Consider the following 16,452-nt stretch of genomic DNA (forward strand, 5'->3'; position numbering starts at 1 on the left):
ACCTTTCCCTATTGCCAGCCACGGACTTACCCATCCCACGGCGCGCTACGGCGGGGCCGGGAGAAGAGTTGCAGTTTCCTGGAAAAATCGCAGCCTGCAGGCAGGATGCTGCAAGAGCTTCGGTCAATCCGCCGATCGTGGAGCGTGTCTCAATCAGGCCAGCATCTCACGCACTGGCTCCGCTCCAATTTTTGGAGTTGTACACCATTCACTGTGGGATAGCTAGGATCGGATGACCGCACGGTTCGATACATCTTGTCCGCTGGCCGTCCAGGATTGACCCGGGCTTCACAGGCCGATCCTGAATGGCGGGCATGGCGTTGGAAGGGGTGTGGGCTGAAACGCGCCGAATCCCGCCATGCTTGTAACTCACGCCGTTCGCCGGGCCTTCCTACAATCCCGTCATCGAACCAAGCAACGGGAGACAGCCATGACGGATCGCAGCTACACCACCAGTTTCACGGTCGACCAGACGCCGGCGCAGACATTCGCCGCCATCAGCAATGTGCGCGGCTGGTGGTCGGAGACCATCGAAGGCGAGACCAGCCGGATCGGCGAGAAATTCAAGTACCGCTACGAGGATCTGCATCGCTGCGAGATCCAGATACGAGAGTTGATCCCGAACCGCAGGGTCGTCTGGCACGTCCTCGACAATTATTTCAGCTTCACGCAGGACAGGTCCGAGTGGAAAGGCACCGACATCCTTTTCGAGATCGCCAGGAAGGGCGAGCAGACCGAGGTCACCTTCACTCATCTGGGGCTCGTGCCCGACTATGAATGCTATGACGCCTGTTCGGACGGCTGGCACACTTATGTCAGTGGCAGCCTGCGGGACCTGATTGCCACCGGCGCGGGTCGCCCCAATGTCGGCGAGGCCATCACGGAAAGCGAGCAACTGCTGACCCGCTGAGATGCGGTTTGGCCGGTTCTGGAGCAGGGCGCGTTCCCATTGGCGCGCCTTGCTCTAGATGCGGTCGAGGAAATCGAGCACCCGCCGAGTGAGCAGCCGCGTTGCATCCGCGTCGAAGGATGGCAGCGAATTGTCGGCGAAGTAATGCTGGTCCCCCGCATAGAGGAACAGTTCCGCATCCTCGGCTTTCCCGACGATCTCGCGCGCCGCCTGGATGTCGCCTTCGCCGACGAAGATGGGATCCCGGTCCATGCCGTGGATCTGTACCGGAACGCCCTGCGGCCAGGGGCCGAACGCCCATTCGCCGCTGATCGGCAGGCAGGAATAGAAGAACAGGGCGCCGCGGGCGCCCGGGCGCGTCTGCGCGAGCTTCTGGGCCGGCACCACGCCGAAGGAAAAGCCGGCATAGACCAGGTCCGAAGGCAGGCCGTCGGCGCAATGCTCGGCACGAACCCGCATGGCGTCGAAGCCGACCTCATTGATATGAGCGAGGCCTTCCTCGATGCTGGCGAAGATGCGCCCGCCGAACAGGTCCGGTGCATGCACGCGATGGCCGGCGGCACGCAATGCGTCGGCGAATGCCCGCACGCCAGCGGTCAGGCCCTGGGCATGGTGAAACAGCAGAATCTCGGCCATCGTCGTTCCCCGCTGCCTGTGACGCCGCCAGCTAACCACGCCAATGTTGCAAATTGAAGGTCCTGCAGAAAAGCGCTCCCCTCACGCAGCATTCACGAGGGCGTCGGTGAATGTGGAACCACCGACTGCAATTCCGGCATATTCCTTTCATCAGTCCAATTCACAGGACCGGCAGCCGGATGGGTGGCATTCTCGCCAGCTTCTGCAAGATTGGGGCAAAGTTCGATTCATCCGAATCGCATTTTTCCTCTGACTTATTGTTCTGACGCATTTTCTCAGCCGAAAGATCGGCCGGCTTTTCTGGAAAATGCTTTGGGGCCTCGCATTCGTTGCCCGGAGTGTTGCTCGATGAAATTGTTCTTTTCCGACAGGCAGATGGCCCATCGGCCGACCCAATACATGATCAATGGTCGTATCGGCAGCGCCCTTGAAAATCCCGAGCGCGCGCAAACCCTGGTCGGGTCTCTCACGGCGCTCGGTCTGACGCTCGAGGAGCCGAAAGATGCGGGTCGGGCGCCGATCGAGGCCGTACATGCCGGCCATTATGTCGACTTCCTGGAGACGGCCTATCGGCGCTTCCAGGAACTGCCCAATGCCGGGCCCGAAGTCCTGCCGGCCGTCAGCCCCTATCAGGGCGCCGACGCGGCCTTCCGCCCGCGTCCTGCCCCGCGCCCGAAGGGCATTCTCGGGCGGACGGGCTGGTACATCAACGGCCTGTCCAATGCGATGACGGAGCACACCTTCTCCTCCGCCTATCTGTCGGCCCAGAGCGCCGTGGCGGCCGCCGACGATCTCATCGCCGGCGCCTTCGACAGCTTCGCGCTTTGCCGCCCGCCGGGGCATCACGCCTACGTCGATCGCGCGGCTGGATTCTGTTTCTTCAACAATGCCGCCATCGTCGCCGAGCGGCTGCGCGCCCGCTATCAGCGCGTGGCCGTCATCGATTTCGATACCCATCATGGCGATGGCACGCAGGCGATCTTCTACAGCCGCGGCGACGTCTTCTTCGGCTCGACCCATACGGACCCATCCAGCTACTACCCCCATTACACCGGCTATGCCGACGAGACGGGCGAGGGCGCGGGCGTGGGAACCAACCTCAACCTGCCCTTGGCCGAAGGCAGCGGCGACGAGGCCTTCGTCGAAGCCAACCGGGCGCTGGCTGCTGCCGTGACGGCGTTCGGGGCCGAGGCGCTGGTGGTGTCCGCCGGCTGGGATGCCCATCGCGAGGATCCGCTGTCCAAGCTGGCCGTGACCACCGCCGCCTATGAGGCGATCGGTTCCGTCTGGGGTGCGCTGCCCCTTCCCGTCGTGATCGTACAGGAGGGCGGCTATTCGCTCAGCGCGGTGTCGGAAGCTGCGCCGCGCTTCGTCTCGGCATTCCGCACGGCCCGGCCGTCACGCTGATCCAGAAATCGAGACGAGGACCATCATGACACAGACTGTGACAGCCGGCGCCCAACAGGCGCCCGAGCGCCAGCCGATCCGTGCCGCACTCGGCGCCTTCGTCGGCACCATGATCGAATGGTACGATTTCTACGTCTACGGCACGGCGGCGGCGCTGGTCTTCGGCGATGTCTTCTTCAAGTCCGAAGATCGCTTCATGGGCATCATCGCCTCGCTCGGCACCTTCGCCATCGGCTTCGTGGCCCGTCCTGTCGGCGCCCTGCTGTTCGGCCATTTCGGCGACAAGGTCGGGCGCAAGAACTCGCTGATCATCACGCTCCTGCTCATGGGCGGGGCAACCGTGCTGATCGGCCTCTTGCCGGGCTATAATTCGATCGGCATCAGCGCCGCCATCCTGCTCATCGCGCTGCGCCTGATCCAGGGCGTTGCGGTCGGCGGCGAATGGGGCGGTGCGGTGCTGATCGCCGCCGAGCATGCCCCGCCGAAGTGGAAGACTTTCCTGGCCTCGGCCCCGCAATATGGCAGCCCGATCGGCCTGATGCTGGCCGCGCTCGCCTTTCGCACGGTCTCGGATCTGCCGCGCGAGGATTTTCTCGCCTGGGGCTGGCGCATTCCCTTCCTGGCCAGCGCCGTGCTGATCATCGTGGCCTTCGCCATCCGCGCCGGCATCAAGGAGAGCCCGGAACTGATCAAGCGGCTGCAGGAAGCACCGCAGGACGACATCGTGCCGGCCAAGGAGATCTTCCGCACGCGCGGTTATACGCTCCTGCTCGGCATGGGCCTGTGCCTGCTCGGGGTCGCCGGCTTCTACTTCCTGACCACGCTGATGACGACCTTCACCACCGAGTCGCTCGGCATCTCCAAATCCGACATCCTGAACGTGATCTTCTGGGTCGGCGTGCTCGAGCTCATCGCCTTTCCGTTCGGCTCCTGGATCGCCACCCGGTTCAACGAACGCTTTTTGCTGGTGGCGATGTCGGCCGCTGCCTTCGTCTTCGCCATCCCGATGATGATGCTGATCGTCACCGGCGATCTCGGCAATATTCGCATCGGCATCCTGGTCGGCACCTTCTTCGTCGCCGCCCATTATGCCGTGATGGCGCCTTTCCTGACACGCGCCTTCCCGGTGCATCTGCGCTATACCGGCATTTCCCTGAGTTCGTCGCTGAGCGGTGCCATCTTCAGCGGCCTGACGCCCGTCGTCGGGGTCTGGCTGGTCAAGACCTATGGCGTGCAGTGGCTGCCGCTGTCGCTGCTCTTCATGGTGATCGCCGGGCTTACTCTGCTGTCGAGCCTGTTCCTGCCCATCGAAGAGGAGCAGGTCCGGTCTTGAAGGCGCTTTGGGGGGCGGGTCTTCTGACCCGCCTTTCCGGTGAACGCGATGTTTCGAGCGGGTCGGAAGACCCGCTCCCCGACTCACGCTGCCTTGGTAATGGCCTCGATCACCTCGTCCACGGCAGTCTCGACGCTGACGCGGTCATCGCCTTCGGCCATGACGCGGATGACAGGCTCGGTGCCGGAAGGACGGATGACCAGGCGGCCGCTGTCTCCGAGCTGCTTGCGCGCGCCCTCGATTGCCTTGGCGACCTTGGGATCATCAAGCACCTTGCCGCCACCCGTGCGCACATTCTTGAGGATCTGCGGCAGCGGGTCGAAACGGTGGCAGACTTCGCTGACCGGGCGATCGGCCTTCTTGAGCACCGCCAGCACCTGCAAGGCGGCGACCAGGCCGTCGCCGGTGGTGGCGAAATCGGACAGGATGATGTGGCCCGACTGCTCGCCGCCGACATTGTAGCCCTGCGCCCGCATGCGTTCGAGCACGTAGCGGTCGCCGACCGCCGTGCGCTCGAGCTGCAGGCCGAGCCCGCCGAGATAGCGCTCCAGGCCGAGATTGGACATCACCGTGGCGACGATGCCGGGCTGGGTGAGCTTGCCCTCGTCCTTCCAGTCCGAGGCCACCACCGCCATCAGCTGGTCGCCGTCGATGACATGCCCCTTCTCGTCGACGATCACCACGCGGTCGGCGTCGCCGTCGAGGGCGATGCCGATATCGGCACGTAATTCGCGGACCTTGCGGGCCAGGGCATCGGGTGCAGTGGAACCGACATCCTTGTTGATGTTGTAGCCATCAGGCTCGACGCCGATCGGAATGACGTCCGCCCCGAGTTCCCACAACGCTTCCGGGGCGACCTTGTAGGCGGCGCCATTGGCACAGTCGACCACCACTCTGAGGCCATCGAGGCGGAGCTGGCGCGGCAGGGTGCGCTTGGCGAATTCGATATAGCGGGCACGCACGTCGTCGATGCGGCGGGCCCGGCCGAGATCGCGCGAGCCGGCCAGGCGCGAGGACAGGTTGGTGTCGATCAGCGCCTCGATGGAGCGCTCGGTCTCGTCGGAGAGCTTGAAGCCGTCGGGACCGAACAGCTTGATGCCATTGTCGTCATAGGGGTTGTGCGAGGCGGAGATCATCACGCCGATGTCGCAGCGCAGCGAATTGGTGAGCATGGCGACAGCCGGGGTGGGCATCGGGCCCAGCAGCATCACGTCGACGCCGACGGCAGTAAAGCCCGCCACCAGCGCATTCTCGATCATGTAGCCCGACAGGCGGGTATCCTTGCCGATCACCACGCGATGACGGTGCTCGCCGCGCTGGAAGGCGAGGCCGGCCGCCATGCCGACCTTCATCGCCAGTTCCGGCGTAATGACACTGTTGGCCCGACCGCGAATGCCATCGGTGCCGAAATATTTGCGACTCATGCGACAACCCCAAGATTTTCCGGCACGATTATGCCCGAAATCATGCGGAAATTTGCTTCAAAAAATGTTTTCAACCGTAACAGCCCGCTGCCTTTTCAGCGCCGCCATTCATAGTCGAAGGTCGGCAGGCCGGAGGCGGGGTTGACGCCGCTGCCGATGCGCTCGAAGTCCTCGCGCTCATAGAAGCGGATCGCCCTGTCGTTGAAGGCATTGACGGTGAGGCGCAGGACGGAGCGAGCCTGCTGCTTGGCAAACAGCATCAGCAGGTGAGCGGTGCCGCTGCCCCGTTCGCTGGATGGCAAAGCGATCTGTTCCAGTTCCAGCACGTCGCCTGCCTTCTGGATCAGCACCAGCATGCCGATGATCGGGCTCGCCCCGGCGTCCTCGCGTGACGCCACGAAGATCTCAGCCTGAGATCCCTGCCAATGGGCCCACATTCCAGGCCAGCGCGCCTGGTAGTCGAAGGCGGGATAGGTTTCCTGCCAGGCTGTGCACCACAGCGAGCATAGAGCGGGTTGATCGGCTGCGCCGGCCCGGCGCAGCGTGACGGCGGTCATGCTCATCGCTCGGTCAGCTTCAGCTCGATGCGGCGGTTCTTCTTGCGCGCCTCGTCGGTACCGGCGGTATCGATCGGCTGGAATTCGGCAAAACCGGCTGCGACGAGGCGCTGTGCCGGGATCCCCTTCGACATCAGATATTGCACAACGGAGATGGCGCGGCTGGATGACAATTCCCAGTTGCTCGGAAATTGCGGCGAGTTGATCGGCCGGTCGTCGGTGTGGCCGTCGACGCGCAGCACCCAGGGAATATCGGTGGGAATCTTGTCCTGCAGGTCGAGGAGGGCGGCTGCGAGCTTGTCCATCTCGGCCTTGCCCTCGGGCTGCAGCGTGGCCTGCCCCGCCTGGAAGAACACCTCCGACTGGAAGACGAAACGGTCACCGACGATGCGGACATCCGGACGGTTGCCGAGCACTTCGCGCAGGCGCCCGAAGAAGTCGGAACGGAAGCGGGAGAGTTCCTGCACGCGCTGGGCGAGCGCCGCATTCAGGCGCGAGCCGAGATCGGCAATCTTGGTCTGGCTCTCGCGGTCCTTGGATTCGGAGGCGTCGAGGGCCTGTTCCAGCGCGGCGATCTGGCGGCGCAGGGCCGAGATTTGCTGATTGAGCAGTTCGACCTGCGCCATCGCCTGGTCGGAAATGCGCTTCTGGCTGTCGAGCTCACCCTGGATTTGCGCGACCTGTCCGCCCTGGGCGCTGGCGGCTGCGGCATCCTTCTGGGCGTCGTCGAGCAGGCCCTGCAAGCGCGTCTTGTCGGCATTGGCCTTGTCGAGGCCGCTGGTGAGTACCGACAGCTGTTCCTGGGCGTTGCGGCCATTGGTGCGTTCCAGCGCAAGCAGCTGCGACAATTCCGCGATCTGGGCATTGAGCCGGTTGAGCGCCTCGTCCTTGCCGGTGACTTCCTGGGACAGGAAGAACTGGCCGAGCACGAAGATCGACAGAATCATGATGATGGACAGGAGCAGGGTCGACAGGGCGTCGACGAAGCCCGGCCAGTAATTGATGCCCTCGCCGCGACGGCGGCTGCGCCCAAGCGGCATTACTCTGACTCCGGCATCAGTTCTTCTCGCGCTCTTGCGTCAGGCGCTCGAGCACGCTCTTGATGTCGCGCTGCTGTTCGGCCTGGCTTTCGACCCAGTCGCGGATCATCTGCTGCTCGGAGCGCATATGCTGCACCAGGCCCTGGATGCCCTCGGCGAGCTGGGCCATGGCGGCGGTGGCATTGCGGCCGGAACCGGCCTCGCGCGAGCCGTCGGCCATGCGCTCGATCGCCGATTTGATGGCTGCCATCTCGCCGTCCGAGCCGCCGCGGGCCAGGCCTTCGGCCTCGATGTCCGTCACGGTGGCGGCGAGCCAGTCCTCGAGCTCGGTATAGAAGCGGTTCTGGGCCTGCCCGGCCTGCAGGTCGAGGAAGCCGAGGATCAGCGAGCCGGCAAGGCCGAACAGCGAGGACGAGAATGACACGCCCATGCCCTTGAGCGGGGCGGCGAGGCCGCTTTTCAGGCTTTCGAACACGGTGCTGGCGTCGCCGCCGCCCACCGACATGGAATTGATGACGTTGCCGACCGAACCCACGGTCTCGATCAGGCCCCAGAACGTGCCGAGCAGGCCGAGGAAGACCAGGAGACCCGTGAGATAGCGCGAGACCTCGCGCTGCTCGTCGAGGCGCATGCCGATCGATTCGAGGATGGAGCGCAGGGTGGAGAGCGAGATCGAGCGCCGGCCGACCTTGTCGCCCAGCAATGTCGCCATCGGTGCCAGCATCACCGGCTGGTCCCGAAGCTCCAGGCCGGGATCGCGCAGGCGATAGGCATTGACCCAGCGCACTTCCGGCAACAGGCGGATCACCTGGCGGAAGCCGAAGACGATGCCGAGCAGCAGCGTGAAGATGATCAGGCCGTTGAGGCCGGGATTGGCCATGAAGGCGATATACAGCTGGCGATAGAGCACGGCGGTGACGCAGGCTGCCAGCACCAGAAAGATCAGCATGCGGATGAAGAAGATCCGGGGGGAAGACAGCTTGTAGGGATCAAGGTCTCTGGCCATCGCACCACGCCGTTTCAACAATCCACACGCGAACCCTCGACAGGAGGGCTCTCCTTTTCGGCCAGAGCTTAACGCAATGCAAGGACCGAAAGCACGCGCTCAATGGCGCGCCGGGCCGGATCAGGCTGCAGCGGTCTGGCCGCCATAGGCGAAGACGGTCTGCGGCCGTGCGCCCCGAATGAAGCCGCCACCGAGCACGCGGGCCTGGCCATCGGCGTGGTCGTAGAACACGGCGGCCTGTCCGGGTGAAACACCGTCCTCGGCTTCGGCAAGCTCGATCGTCGGGCCTTCCGGACCGAAATGCAGCAAGGCCGGCTTGGGCGCGCGGGTGGAGCGCACGCGCACCGCGATCTCCAGGCCTTCGGAAGGCAGGTCTTCAAGCGCGCCGTCGCCGATCCAGTTCACATCGCGCAGGGCGACATGGCGCGTCGCTAGTGCTTCGCGCGGGCCGACGATCACCCGTGCCGCCTCGGCATCGAGACGGATGACGTGCAGCGGTTCGCCGGTGGCGATGCCAAGGCCCTTGCGCTGGCCGATGGTGTAGTGGATGACGCCCTGGTGCTGGCCGAGCACGCGGCCGTCCAGATGCACGATTTCGCCGGGAACGGCGGCACCGGGCTTGAGCTTCTCGATCACCTGGGCGTAGCGGCCCGACGGCACGAAGCAGATGTCCTGGCTGTCGGGCTTGGCCGCTACCGACAGGCCGAAACGCTCGGCGGCCTGGCGGGTTTCCGGCTTGGTCATCTCGCCGAGCGGGAAGCGCAGGATGTCGAGCTGCTCCTTGGTGGTGGCGAACATGAAATAGCTCTGGTCGCGCTCGGCGTCGCGCGGGCGGAACAGGCCGCGCCCTCCGGGCACCGCACGGCTGGCAACATAATGGCCAGTCGCCAGCACGTCGGCGCCGAGGTCACGTGCCGTGCCGAGCAGATCGCGGAACTTGACGCGCTGGTTGCATTCGACACAGGGGATCGGCGTCTCGCCGGCAACATAGGAATCAGCGAAACGGTCGATCACCGCCTCCTTGAAGCGGCTTTCATAGTCGAGCACGTAATGGGGAATGCCGATGCGGTCGGCGACCTCGCGCGCATCGTGAATGTCCTGGCCGGCGCAGCAGGCGCCCTTGCGATGGACCGCGGCGCCATGGTCATAGAGCTGAAGCGTCACCCCGATCACGTCATAGCCCTGCTCCTTGAGAAGAGCGGCACAAACGGAAGAGTCGACGCCGCCCGACATGGCAACAACGACACGGGTGTCCTGCGGCCGGCGCGGCAGGTCGAGCGAGTTCAACATGGCATCCTTCCGTCCATCAGAGGGTCAAGGTCTCTGCGACGGCGCTCCTTTACGCGATTTTGGCCGCGAGGGGAACGCCGATGTTCGAACGAAAGCCGCCGGGTGCGGCGCTGCCGATGTTTGTTCCTATCTTACTCTACGTAATTATTTTGTGCTATTTGAGGCGTTAACTATAATTGTTAAGTATATCTATTATGGATTGCTCAATAAAAAAGCCGGTGTTGCATTTATGTCATAGGATTTCATGTAAAGGCGGTGCTATCAGGCGTTCGAGCGTAACAAGTGCCAAGTGCTGGGGTATTAAAATGCAAATTCTTAGGAATGCTCTGCTTGCGGGCGTCGTCATTCTCGCGCCGGCAGCGGCATTCGCCGCCGACCTGGCGCCGCCGCCCGTCGAGCCGGTCGCACCGGAAATCGTGCCATCCTTCACCTGGACAGGCTTCTATGCCGGTCTGAGTGCGGGCTATGGCCGCGGCAATCTCGACACGGATCTGAAGGCGGTGCCGACTGCGGCGGCACCGACGCTTGAGAGGGCTCTCGGTTTCGGGCTGAACGGCGGGGCCGCAAAGGTCAAGGGTAGCGCCAACGGCGTCGTCGCCGGCGGCCAGATCGGCTACAATTATCAGATCGATCCCAATTGGGTAATTGGCGCCGAGGCCGACCTGCAATATGCCGGCCTGGACACCAAGAAGACCTTCATCGGTGCTCAGAACATTCCGGTCACGGTGAAGAATGAGCTCAACTGGTTCGGCACGGCCCGCGTGCGCGCCGGCTATGCCTTCGACAATGTCCTGATCTATGGCACGGGCGGTCTTGCCTATGGCCAGGTGAAGACCAAGGTCAGCACCGGCGGCACCAATCTGTCCGGATCGGAGACCAAGTTCGGCTGGGCTCTCGGTGCGGGCGCCGAATATGCTCTGACCCAGAACTGGACCGTGCGGGCCGAATATCTCTATGTCGATCTCGGCAAGGCCGAGACGATCAAGGCCAACAGCGAGATCGCCCAGATCACCGCCAAGACCGACGTTTCCGTGCACACGGTGCGTGCCGGCGTGAACTACAAGTTCTGATCGGTCGCGACAGCATTTATCCTGTCTTCGAGGGCCCCGTATGGCGGGGCCCTTTTACTTTGGCCGGTCAGCCTTGCGCCAGCCGGCCCGTCGTTCTAGTCAGGGGGCCTTTCCAGGAGACCCCGAACCATGCCGGCCACGCCTGACGACCTGTTCGCCTTCTTCGCCAAGCTCGGCATCGCAGTGACGACCGTCGAGCATCCGCCCCTGTTCACGGTGGAGGATTCGAAGGCGCTGCGGGGGCAGATCGCCGGCGGTCACACCAAGAATCTCTTCCTGAAGGATCGCAAGGGCCGGCTGTTCCTGGTGGTGCTGGAGGAGGATGCCAGCGTCGACCTCAAGCGCATCCACGAGATCATCGGTGCTCAGGGCAAGGTGTCCTTCGGTTCGGCCGAGCTGCTGACGCAGGTCTGGGGGGTGTTGCCGGGCGCGGTCACGCCCTTCGGCGCCATCAACGATACCGAAGCGCAGGTGACCGTGGTGCTCGATCAGGCGTTGCTCGAGAATGACAAGCTCAACCATCATCCGCTGGTCAATACGCAGACCACCACGATCGCCCGCGAAGACCTCATTGCCTTCCTGCGCGCGACCGGACACGAGCCCAGGATCCTTGCCGTCTCGCAGCCTCAGCAGGCGGACGCCTGAGGCCGAGCGCGCTTCCATCGATGCGCACCTCGCTCTGATTCCAGGTCTCGAAGATGCTGGGTCTCGAAGATGCTGGCGCATCCGAGGCTCGAACACCTGGCGACATCAGGCGTCCTGTCGAGGATTCGGCGAAAATTATCAGAAGGCACCAAGAATCAAAGGTACCCAGAGCCACTGAACATGGCTCTGGGCACAAGCCCCGACATCCCGTGCCGGCGCATGGTGTGGAAAGCCCGTCGGGTTGCCGACGGGCATGATCCCGTTCAGTCGAGACAGCCGCGGAAGATGTCGTATCTCATACATTTGCGGCGAGGCGCGTAGGCGGTTTGGGTCGCGGTAGTCCCGCGGGCATAGCGCTGGGCCGGTTGCTGCACGCCGGCTACGCCAGCCGATGGTGCCGCCCTGGGGCCGACCTGGCAACGAATGCCTTCCGTTGCCAGGGCACCGGCAACATCGGCATCATAGCACAGCATCTGGGTAGCGGCCCTGCGATAGCCCATGGCCTGAAGGGTGCGGGCGTAGAGGCGGATATTGCAGCCCTGGTCGAGCTTGGTGGTGCCGAAGCTGAAGCCGAAGCCGGCGCCCGAGCCGCCGACGCTGACACTGCCGAGGCAGGCTTCGATGCCGGCCGCCGCGAGGCCCGGGGCAAACGCCGCGGGAGCCTGGCGTCGATCGCGATTGTTCAGCGTGGCGCCGCCGACATTGCCGGTGATGTTGCCATTGCCGTTGCCATTGCCGGATCCGTCGCCGGAATTATTGCCGTTGTTAGTTCCGTTCTGGGCCTGTGCCAGCGAGGCAGCGGTAAGGAAGATGACGATGGTGAAGAAATAGACAATACCCTTCGCAAGCGATTTCATATGCGTTCCCCCAAACACAAACACGCCCACAAACTTTTGGAAAGTCTATGAGGTGTACAGGAGGCTACGCTACAAATGTGATTTTCGCAATGAATACAATATTTTATCGCTAAGGAATCTGACGGGGAGTAATGCCGCAGCGTTGAAGTTCTTTCATGAGACGCTTGTAGTCCCAGCTATACGTTGCCTCGTTGTGGTTTTCGTTATTGTCACTTGTGAAGCAGTTTCCGTTTCCGTTACCAGAATTGAAATTGCCGTTATTGTTTCCTTGATTGAAATTTCCATTAAAGTTGCCGGTATTGCCGTTGCCGTTGTTGTTTCCTCGCCCAACGCTGTATTGAACAAGGATAACATCATCTCTCCGCAGTATCCGGATTTGAGATGCCCCGTGCTGCGGGCCTGGGACATGGCAGCGGGAAAGCGCCGGAACCTGGGGGGTAGGGGGAGTCTGCCAACAGCCGATATCGAGGTCTGCGATCATGGTTGCATTCCTGTGATCAGGGACGGCGTGGTTCAGTATAAACCATAAAGGCCGGACCGACCCAGCAGTCGATCCGGCCGAAGCTGCCTCGGCAGCCTCCTATGGGTTGCCGTTTCCGTTGCCGTTGAACGAACCGACGTTTCCGTTGCCGTTGAACATGCCACCATTGTTGTTGCCGTTCAGCGCGCCGATATTGTTGTTGCCGCTGGTGGAACTGGAGTTGCCGCGGCCGTTATAGGCGCCGATATTGCCGGTGCCGCCATTGCCGTAGCCAATATTGCCGTTGGCGTCCGGCGCGCCGTTGCCGTTGGCGTTGCCGTTCAAGGTGCCGGTATTGGCATTGCCGTTGTAGTTGCCGTTGCCGAGCCCGTAATTGCCGTTGCCATTGCCGTTGCCGTTGGCGAGGCCGCTATTGGCGTTGCCGTTCCTATTGCCGCTGAAGCCGCCCCAGTTGCCGTTGCCGTTGCCGTTGCCGTTGCCGATGCCGGAATTCATGTTGCCGTTGCCGTTGCCATTGCCGACGCCGACATTGCCGTTGCCATTGCCGTTGCCGTTACCGAAGCCGGCATAGGCCGTGGAGATCGAGGTGCATGCGAGGGCGGCGTAGAGGGCCGCATGGAACACGGTGATTCTCATGGTTCTACCTTTCCTGGACTGGGTTCGGGAAAGGCATTGCCTTCCCATTGTGGTCGTCGGATTTCCGGAAAAACTGGGAGCGCGTGGACATGCGATCGACCCCGTCCCGCGGCGATGGGCGCCGGGGGACTAAAGATGGGGCTTTGCCGGGATCACGTGCCTCGGGCGATCGTCCGGCGTGCCTTCAGGCCGAGGAAGGCGCGCCGTCTCACGTCCTTCGGCTTACCGCGAGGTGCAACCCAGGTTCTGGATATTGCAGCTTGAGGGCAGGGCCTGATTTCTGGGCGACGCGCTGGTTGCAGTGACCTTCACGCCGGCGGGCGGATCCGGGTCATTGGGATCACCCATGCCGTAATTGCCGTTGCCGTTCATGTTGCCGTTGCCGACGCCGGTGTTGAAATTGCCGTTGTAATTGCCGTTCAACGTGCCGGTATTGAAGTTACCATTCAGGTTGCCGTTGCCGATACCGGTGTTGCCGTTGCCGTTATAGTTGCCATTGTCGGTTCCGGTGTTGCCGTTGCCGTTCATGTTGCCGTTGCCGATACCGGTGTTGCCGTTGCCGTTCATATTGCCGTTGCCGGTCCCGGTATTGCCGTTGCCGTTCATACTCCGTTCCGGTGTTGTTGTTGCCGTTGCCGTTGCCGTTGTTGGTACCGGAATTGCCGTTGCCGTTGCCGTTACCATTGCCGGTTCCGCTGTTGCCATTGCCATTGCCGTTGCCATTGCCGAATCCCGCATAGGCGCTGAGGACCGGGGTGCAGACCAGTGCCGCACTCAGCAGCAGCCGCGTGAGGAGGGTGCGCATGATACTGTCCTTTCTTGCGACTCGAAAAACAGCCTGGCCCCGGAGGCCGGGAGGCGTGTTCAATGATCGGGCGGTGCGGTCTGTCGCTGCCGCGGCCCGTCCATGATGCAATCTGACTGGACCTGCACGGAGCGTTCGAAGCGGTTCGTCCGTCGGATCGAGCCGCCTGATGCCGGGCCGGAAAGGCCTGGATGCGGGATCCTCTTCCGTCGGCCGTCCGCAGGACGCTACGCCGGAGCAGGGAGGGAGGAGGAGTGCCGCATCCAGATTTCAGAGCTCGAGCAGCGAACGCTGAACGCCAGGGGAGGCGGGAGCTGACCAGTGGCTGGGAGGAAAGCCGGGCCAGCTCCCTGAGAGCAAGCAAAGCTTACTGGTTGGCGTTGCCGTTGCCGTTGCCGCTGAAGGCGCCCCAGTTGTGGTTGCCGTTCACGTTGCCGTTGCCGATGCCGTAGTTGGCATTGCCGTTCACGTTGCCGTTGCCGAAGCCGAAGTTGTGGTTGCCGTTGGCATTGCCGTTGCCGAGGCCGACGTTGCCGTTGCCGTTGGCATTGCCGTTTCCGATGCCGGCGTTGCCGTTGCCGTTGCCGTTTCCGTTGACGGCGCCGGCATTCCCGTTGCCGTTCAGGTTGCCGTTGAGGGCGCCCCAGTTGCCGTTGCCGTTGCCGTTGCCGTTGAAGGCGCCGGTATTGGCGTTGCCGTTGCCGTTGCCGTTGCCGAAGCCGACATTGCCGTTGCCGTTGCCATTGCCACTGCCGACGCTGAAGGCCATCGCGGCGCTGGAAACGCTCAGGATCAGGGCGGATGCGATGAGAAGCGATTTCATAATGGTCTCTCCACTCAGTCTGTCTTGTGAGGTGCTTAAGGCTGTAATCAGCAGAAGCATTTGCTTTAAGCCCGCGGTGATTACAGTTTTAAGCTTATTGATTTTTCAGTGTAGAGAAACTTGTCTATTGGAATTAGTACAAAGGGGTATTAAATCAAGGGCGATATACTAAAAATTGATTTGGGCATGCCAAATATTGCCGCGCAGCGACGCAAATGCGCGCCATGCAGCTCAAAAGCCCCGGATTGTTCGAGAGGAAATTTTCAAGGCGTGGAACGGCTGGATCAGAGTTCCCCAACACACCCAGCTCGGTCCATCGGACGTCTTTTGTGGCCGTCGTCAGTAGGCGATGGCAGGAACGGCCATTTGGCTGTCTTCGCAATCGGGCCCGATCATCATGGTGGTGCCGGGTGCGCGCATCTGGCTGCCGCACATCAGGGCGACTTCGGTCCGGTTGCGCAGATGGAATTTGCGCATGATGTTGCGGATATGAACTTTTGCGGTGCTCTCGGAAATGTTGAGGGCATGCGCGATGATCTTGTTCTGCTTGCCCTTCTGGAGCAGGCTGAGGACGTCCATCTCGCGGTCGGTCAGGCTGAGATGGATGTCGGAACGCAATTGACGTTCGGGCCGCGGTTTGGGCGCGCTCGAGGACGGTTCCGTAAACAGGGGAGGCGCGCTCGCATAGGAAATAGGCTGAGAAGCTGCTTCCTCACGTGGTGGCAGCGACAGGCCCTGCCGGATCGCACTCACCATGGCATTGAAGCCCATCGAAGCTGTGATCCAGCTATGAACGCCGGCCTCGTCCATCAATCGTCCGATTGCAGGATCGCTGTTGTCGGTAACCACCAGCAGGGGCAGCTTGCCGATACGGTTTTGCAATTGCTGAATGACGAAGGCGATGAAGAGCGGGTCCGTGCTGCGCTGTACCAGGCTCAGTATGGCGAGCGAGGCTTGTGTGCCGCCTTCTCCGGGAGCGCCCATGATGCGGACATCGATATCGTCGGCCGCCTCCTTGAGGGCATGGGAAAAGATCTCGCCCAGCAGGGGACGGCTCTCGATCAGCAAGACGACTTTGCGGTCCACAACAGGCAACGCGCCTGGCTCCGTTTGTCTATGATCATGGCAATCCAGCATGTCATTGCAGGTGACGTGGTGACTCATGATTTGGCCTCTTGAAAGTTCTGGCGTTACTTCCTCTACAAGTCTTCTTGTGGGTTGGGCCTTCACCCTAATACGTCGTTAGGGTGTTAGCCATTACACTTGTGTGGCTGTTCTGCGTTGCCAACCTGCACGGTCGGTTGTCGCACGCAGCCACCTTCATCGGCCGCCACGAAATTCTTTGCCGTGGGGCTCGAAAAGTAAAACGATTCACGAATAATAGGATGCCAGAATATTGATTATCGCGATGTGCCATTTATCTCACAGAAACGACTATTCGCGAAAGTCTTTTGGGATTAATCCGAAAGGGACCTTCCCCATCGTCAACACCAAAAGGTATCATATTGAGGCAAAAGGCGATTTTCAGCCTT

17 protein-coding genes are annotated in these 16,452 nt (G+C 62.2%); 5 read left to right on the plus strand and 12 right to left on the minus strand.

What is annotated here, in order from left to right; all coding sequences use genetic code 11:
* The first annotated feature begins 430 nt into the window (after positions 1–430).
* Positions 431–910, plus strand: coding sequence for an SRPBCC family protein (locus ACIGJE_RS35180; protein WP_483681317.1), 480 nt, complete (start codon positions 431–433; stop codon positions 908–910).
* 54 nt (positions 911–964) lie between these two features.
* On the opposite strand, the gene ACIGJE_RS35185 is transcribed toward ACIGJE_RS35180, so the two are convergent.
* Entirely contained in the window at positions 965–1,546 is a 582-nt protein-coding gene (locus ACIGJE_RS35185) for a dienelactone hydrolase family protein (protein ID WP_483681319.1), read from the minus strand.
* A gap of 348 nt (positions 1,547–1,894) precedes the next feature.
* Here ACIGJE_RS35185 and ACIGJE_RS35190 point away from each other — a divergent pair, with 348 nt between their 5' ends.
* Complete coding sequence (locus ACIGJE_RS35190) at positions 1,895–2,953, plus strand: histone deacetylase family protein (protein WP_483681321.1); 1,059 nt, start codon at positions 1,895–1,897, stop codon at positions 2,951–2,953.
* A gap of 25 nt (positions 2,954–2,978) precedes the next feature.
* Positions 2,979–4,286, plus strand: coding sequence for an MFS transporter (locus ACIGJE_RS35195; RefSeq protein WP_311932890.1), 1,308 nt, complete (start codon positions 2,979–2,981; stop codon positions 4,284–4,286).
* Positions 4,287–4,369: 83 nt separating this feature from the next.
* Here ACIGJE_RS35195 and glmM read toward each other — a convergent pair whose 3' ends face one another.
* The 5 genes from glmM to mnmA form a co-directional block, all read right to left on the minus strand.
* Positions 4,370–5,710, minus strand: coding sequence for a phosphoglucosamine mutase (glmM, locus tag ACIGJE_RS35200; RefSeq protein ID WP_311932889.1), 1,341 nt, complete (start codon positions 5,708–5,710; stop codon positions 4,370–4,372).
* 95 nt (positions 5,711–5,805) lie between these two features.
* Entirely contained in the window at positions 5,806–6,273 is a 468-nt protein-coding gene (locus tag ACIGJE_RS35205; RefSeq protein WP_415085122.1) for a GNAT family N-acetyltransferase, read from the minus strand.
* On the minus strand, positions 6,270–7,307 hold the full coding sequence (locus ACIGJE_RS35210; RefSeq protein WP_068297785.1) for a peptidoglycan -binding protein: 1,038 nt from the start codon (positions 7,305–7,307) through the stop codon (positions 6,270–6,272). The genes ACIGJE_RS35205 and ACIGJE_RS35210 overlap by 4 nt, the downstream gene beginning before the upstream one ends.
* 16 nt (positions 7,308–7,323) lie before the next feature.
* Positions 7,324–8,313 carry a flagellar motor protein MotA gene (locus tag ACIGJE_RS35215; protein ID WP_311932885.1) on the minus strand — a complete coding sequence of 330 codons (990 nt, stop codon included), beginning with the start codon at positions 8,311–8,313 and terminating at the stop codon, positions 7,324–7,326.
* A gap of 120 nt (positions 8,314–8,433) precedes the next feature.
* Entirely contained in the window at positions 8,434–9,603 is a 1,170-nt protein-coding gene (gene mnmA / locus ACIGJE_RS35220; protein WP_415085119.1) for a tRNA 2-thiouridine(34) synthase MnmA, read from the minus strand.
* 305 nt (positions 9,604–9,908) lie between these two features.
* On the opposite strand from mnmA, the gene ACIGJE_RS35225 reads away from it, so the two are divergent.
* A complete protein-coding gene (locus ACIGJE_RS35225) occupies positions 9,909–10,673 on the plus strand; it encodes an outer membrane protein (RefSeq protein ID WP_311932881.1) in 765 nt (254 codons plus the stop codon).
* 129 nt (positions 10,674–10,802) lie between these two features.
* On the plus strand, positions 10,803–11,318 hold the full coding sequence (locus ACIGJE_RS35230; RefSeq protein ID WP_311932878.1) for a prolyl-tRNA synthetase associated domain-containing protein: 516 nt from the start codon (positions 10,803–10,805) through the stop codon (positions 11,316–11,318).
* Between the two features lie 263 nt (positions 11,319–11,581).
* Here ACIGJE_RS35230 and ACIGJE_RS35235 read toward each other — a convergent pair whose 3' ends face one another.
* The 6 genes from ACIGJE_RS35235 to ACIGJE_RS35260 form a co-directional block, all read right to left on the minus strand.
* Positions 11,582–12,175 (minus strand): hypothetical protein, encoded by a 594-nt coding sequence (locus ACIGJE_RS35235; RefSeq protein WP_311932876.1) that lies wholly within the window; start codon positions 12,173–12,175, stop codon positions 11,582–11,584.
* A gap of 109 nt (positions 12,176–12,284) precedes the next feature.
* Positions 12,285–12,656: a hypothetical protein gene (locus ACIGJE_RS35240; protein ID WP_415085116.1), complete on the minus strand. Its 372-nt coding sequence runs from the start codon at positions 12,654–12,656 to the stop codon at positions 12,285–12,287.
* 99 nt (positions 12,657–12,755) lie between these two features.
* Positions 12,756–13,292: a hypothetical protein gene (locus ACIGJE_RS35245; RefSeq protein WP_311932874.1), complete on the minus strand. Its 537-nt coding sequence runs from the start codon at positions 13,290–13,292 to the stop codon at positions 12,756–12,758.
* A gap of 222 nt (positions 13,293–13,514) precedes the next feature.
* Positions 13,515–14,015 carry a hypothetical protein gene (locus ACIGJE_RS35250; RefSeq protein ID WP_483681325.1) on the minus strand — a complete coding sequence of 167 codons (501 nt, stop codon included), beginning with the start codon at positions 14,013–14,015 and terminating at the stop codon, positions 13,515–13,517.
* A 449-nt stretch (positions 14,016–14,464) separates the two neighbouring features.
* Positions 14,465–14,980: a hypothetical protein gene (locus ACIGJE_RS35255; RefSeq protein ID WP_311932872.1), complete on the minus strand. Its 516-nt coding sequence runs from the start codon at positions 14,978–14,980 to the stop codon at positions 14,465–14,467.
* Between the two features lie 279 nt (positions 14,981–15,259).
* The gene (locus ACIGJE_RS35260) at positions 15,260–16,150 is read right to left on the minus strand and encodes a response regulator transcription factor (RefSeq protein WP_415085112.1); all 891 of its coding nucleotides are present in this window, start codon (positions 16,148–16,150) and stop codon (positions 15,260–15,262) included.
* Positions 16,151–16,452: the final 302 nt, after the last annotated feature.

The organism is Labrys sp. E2SS-1L (assembly GCF_057073705.1).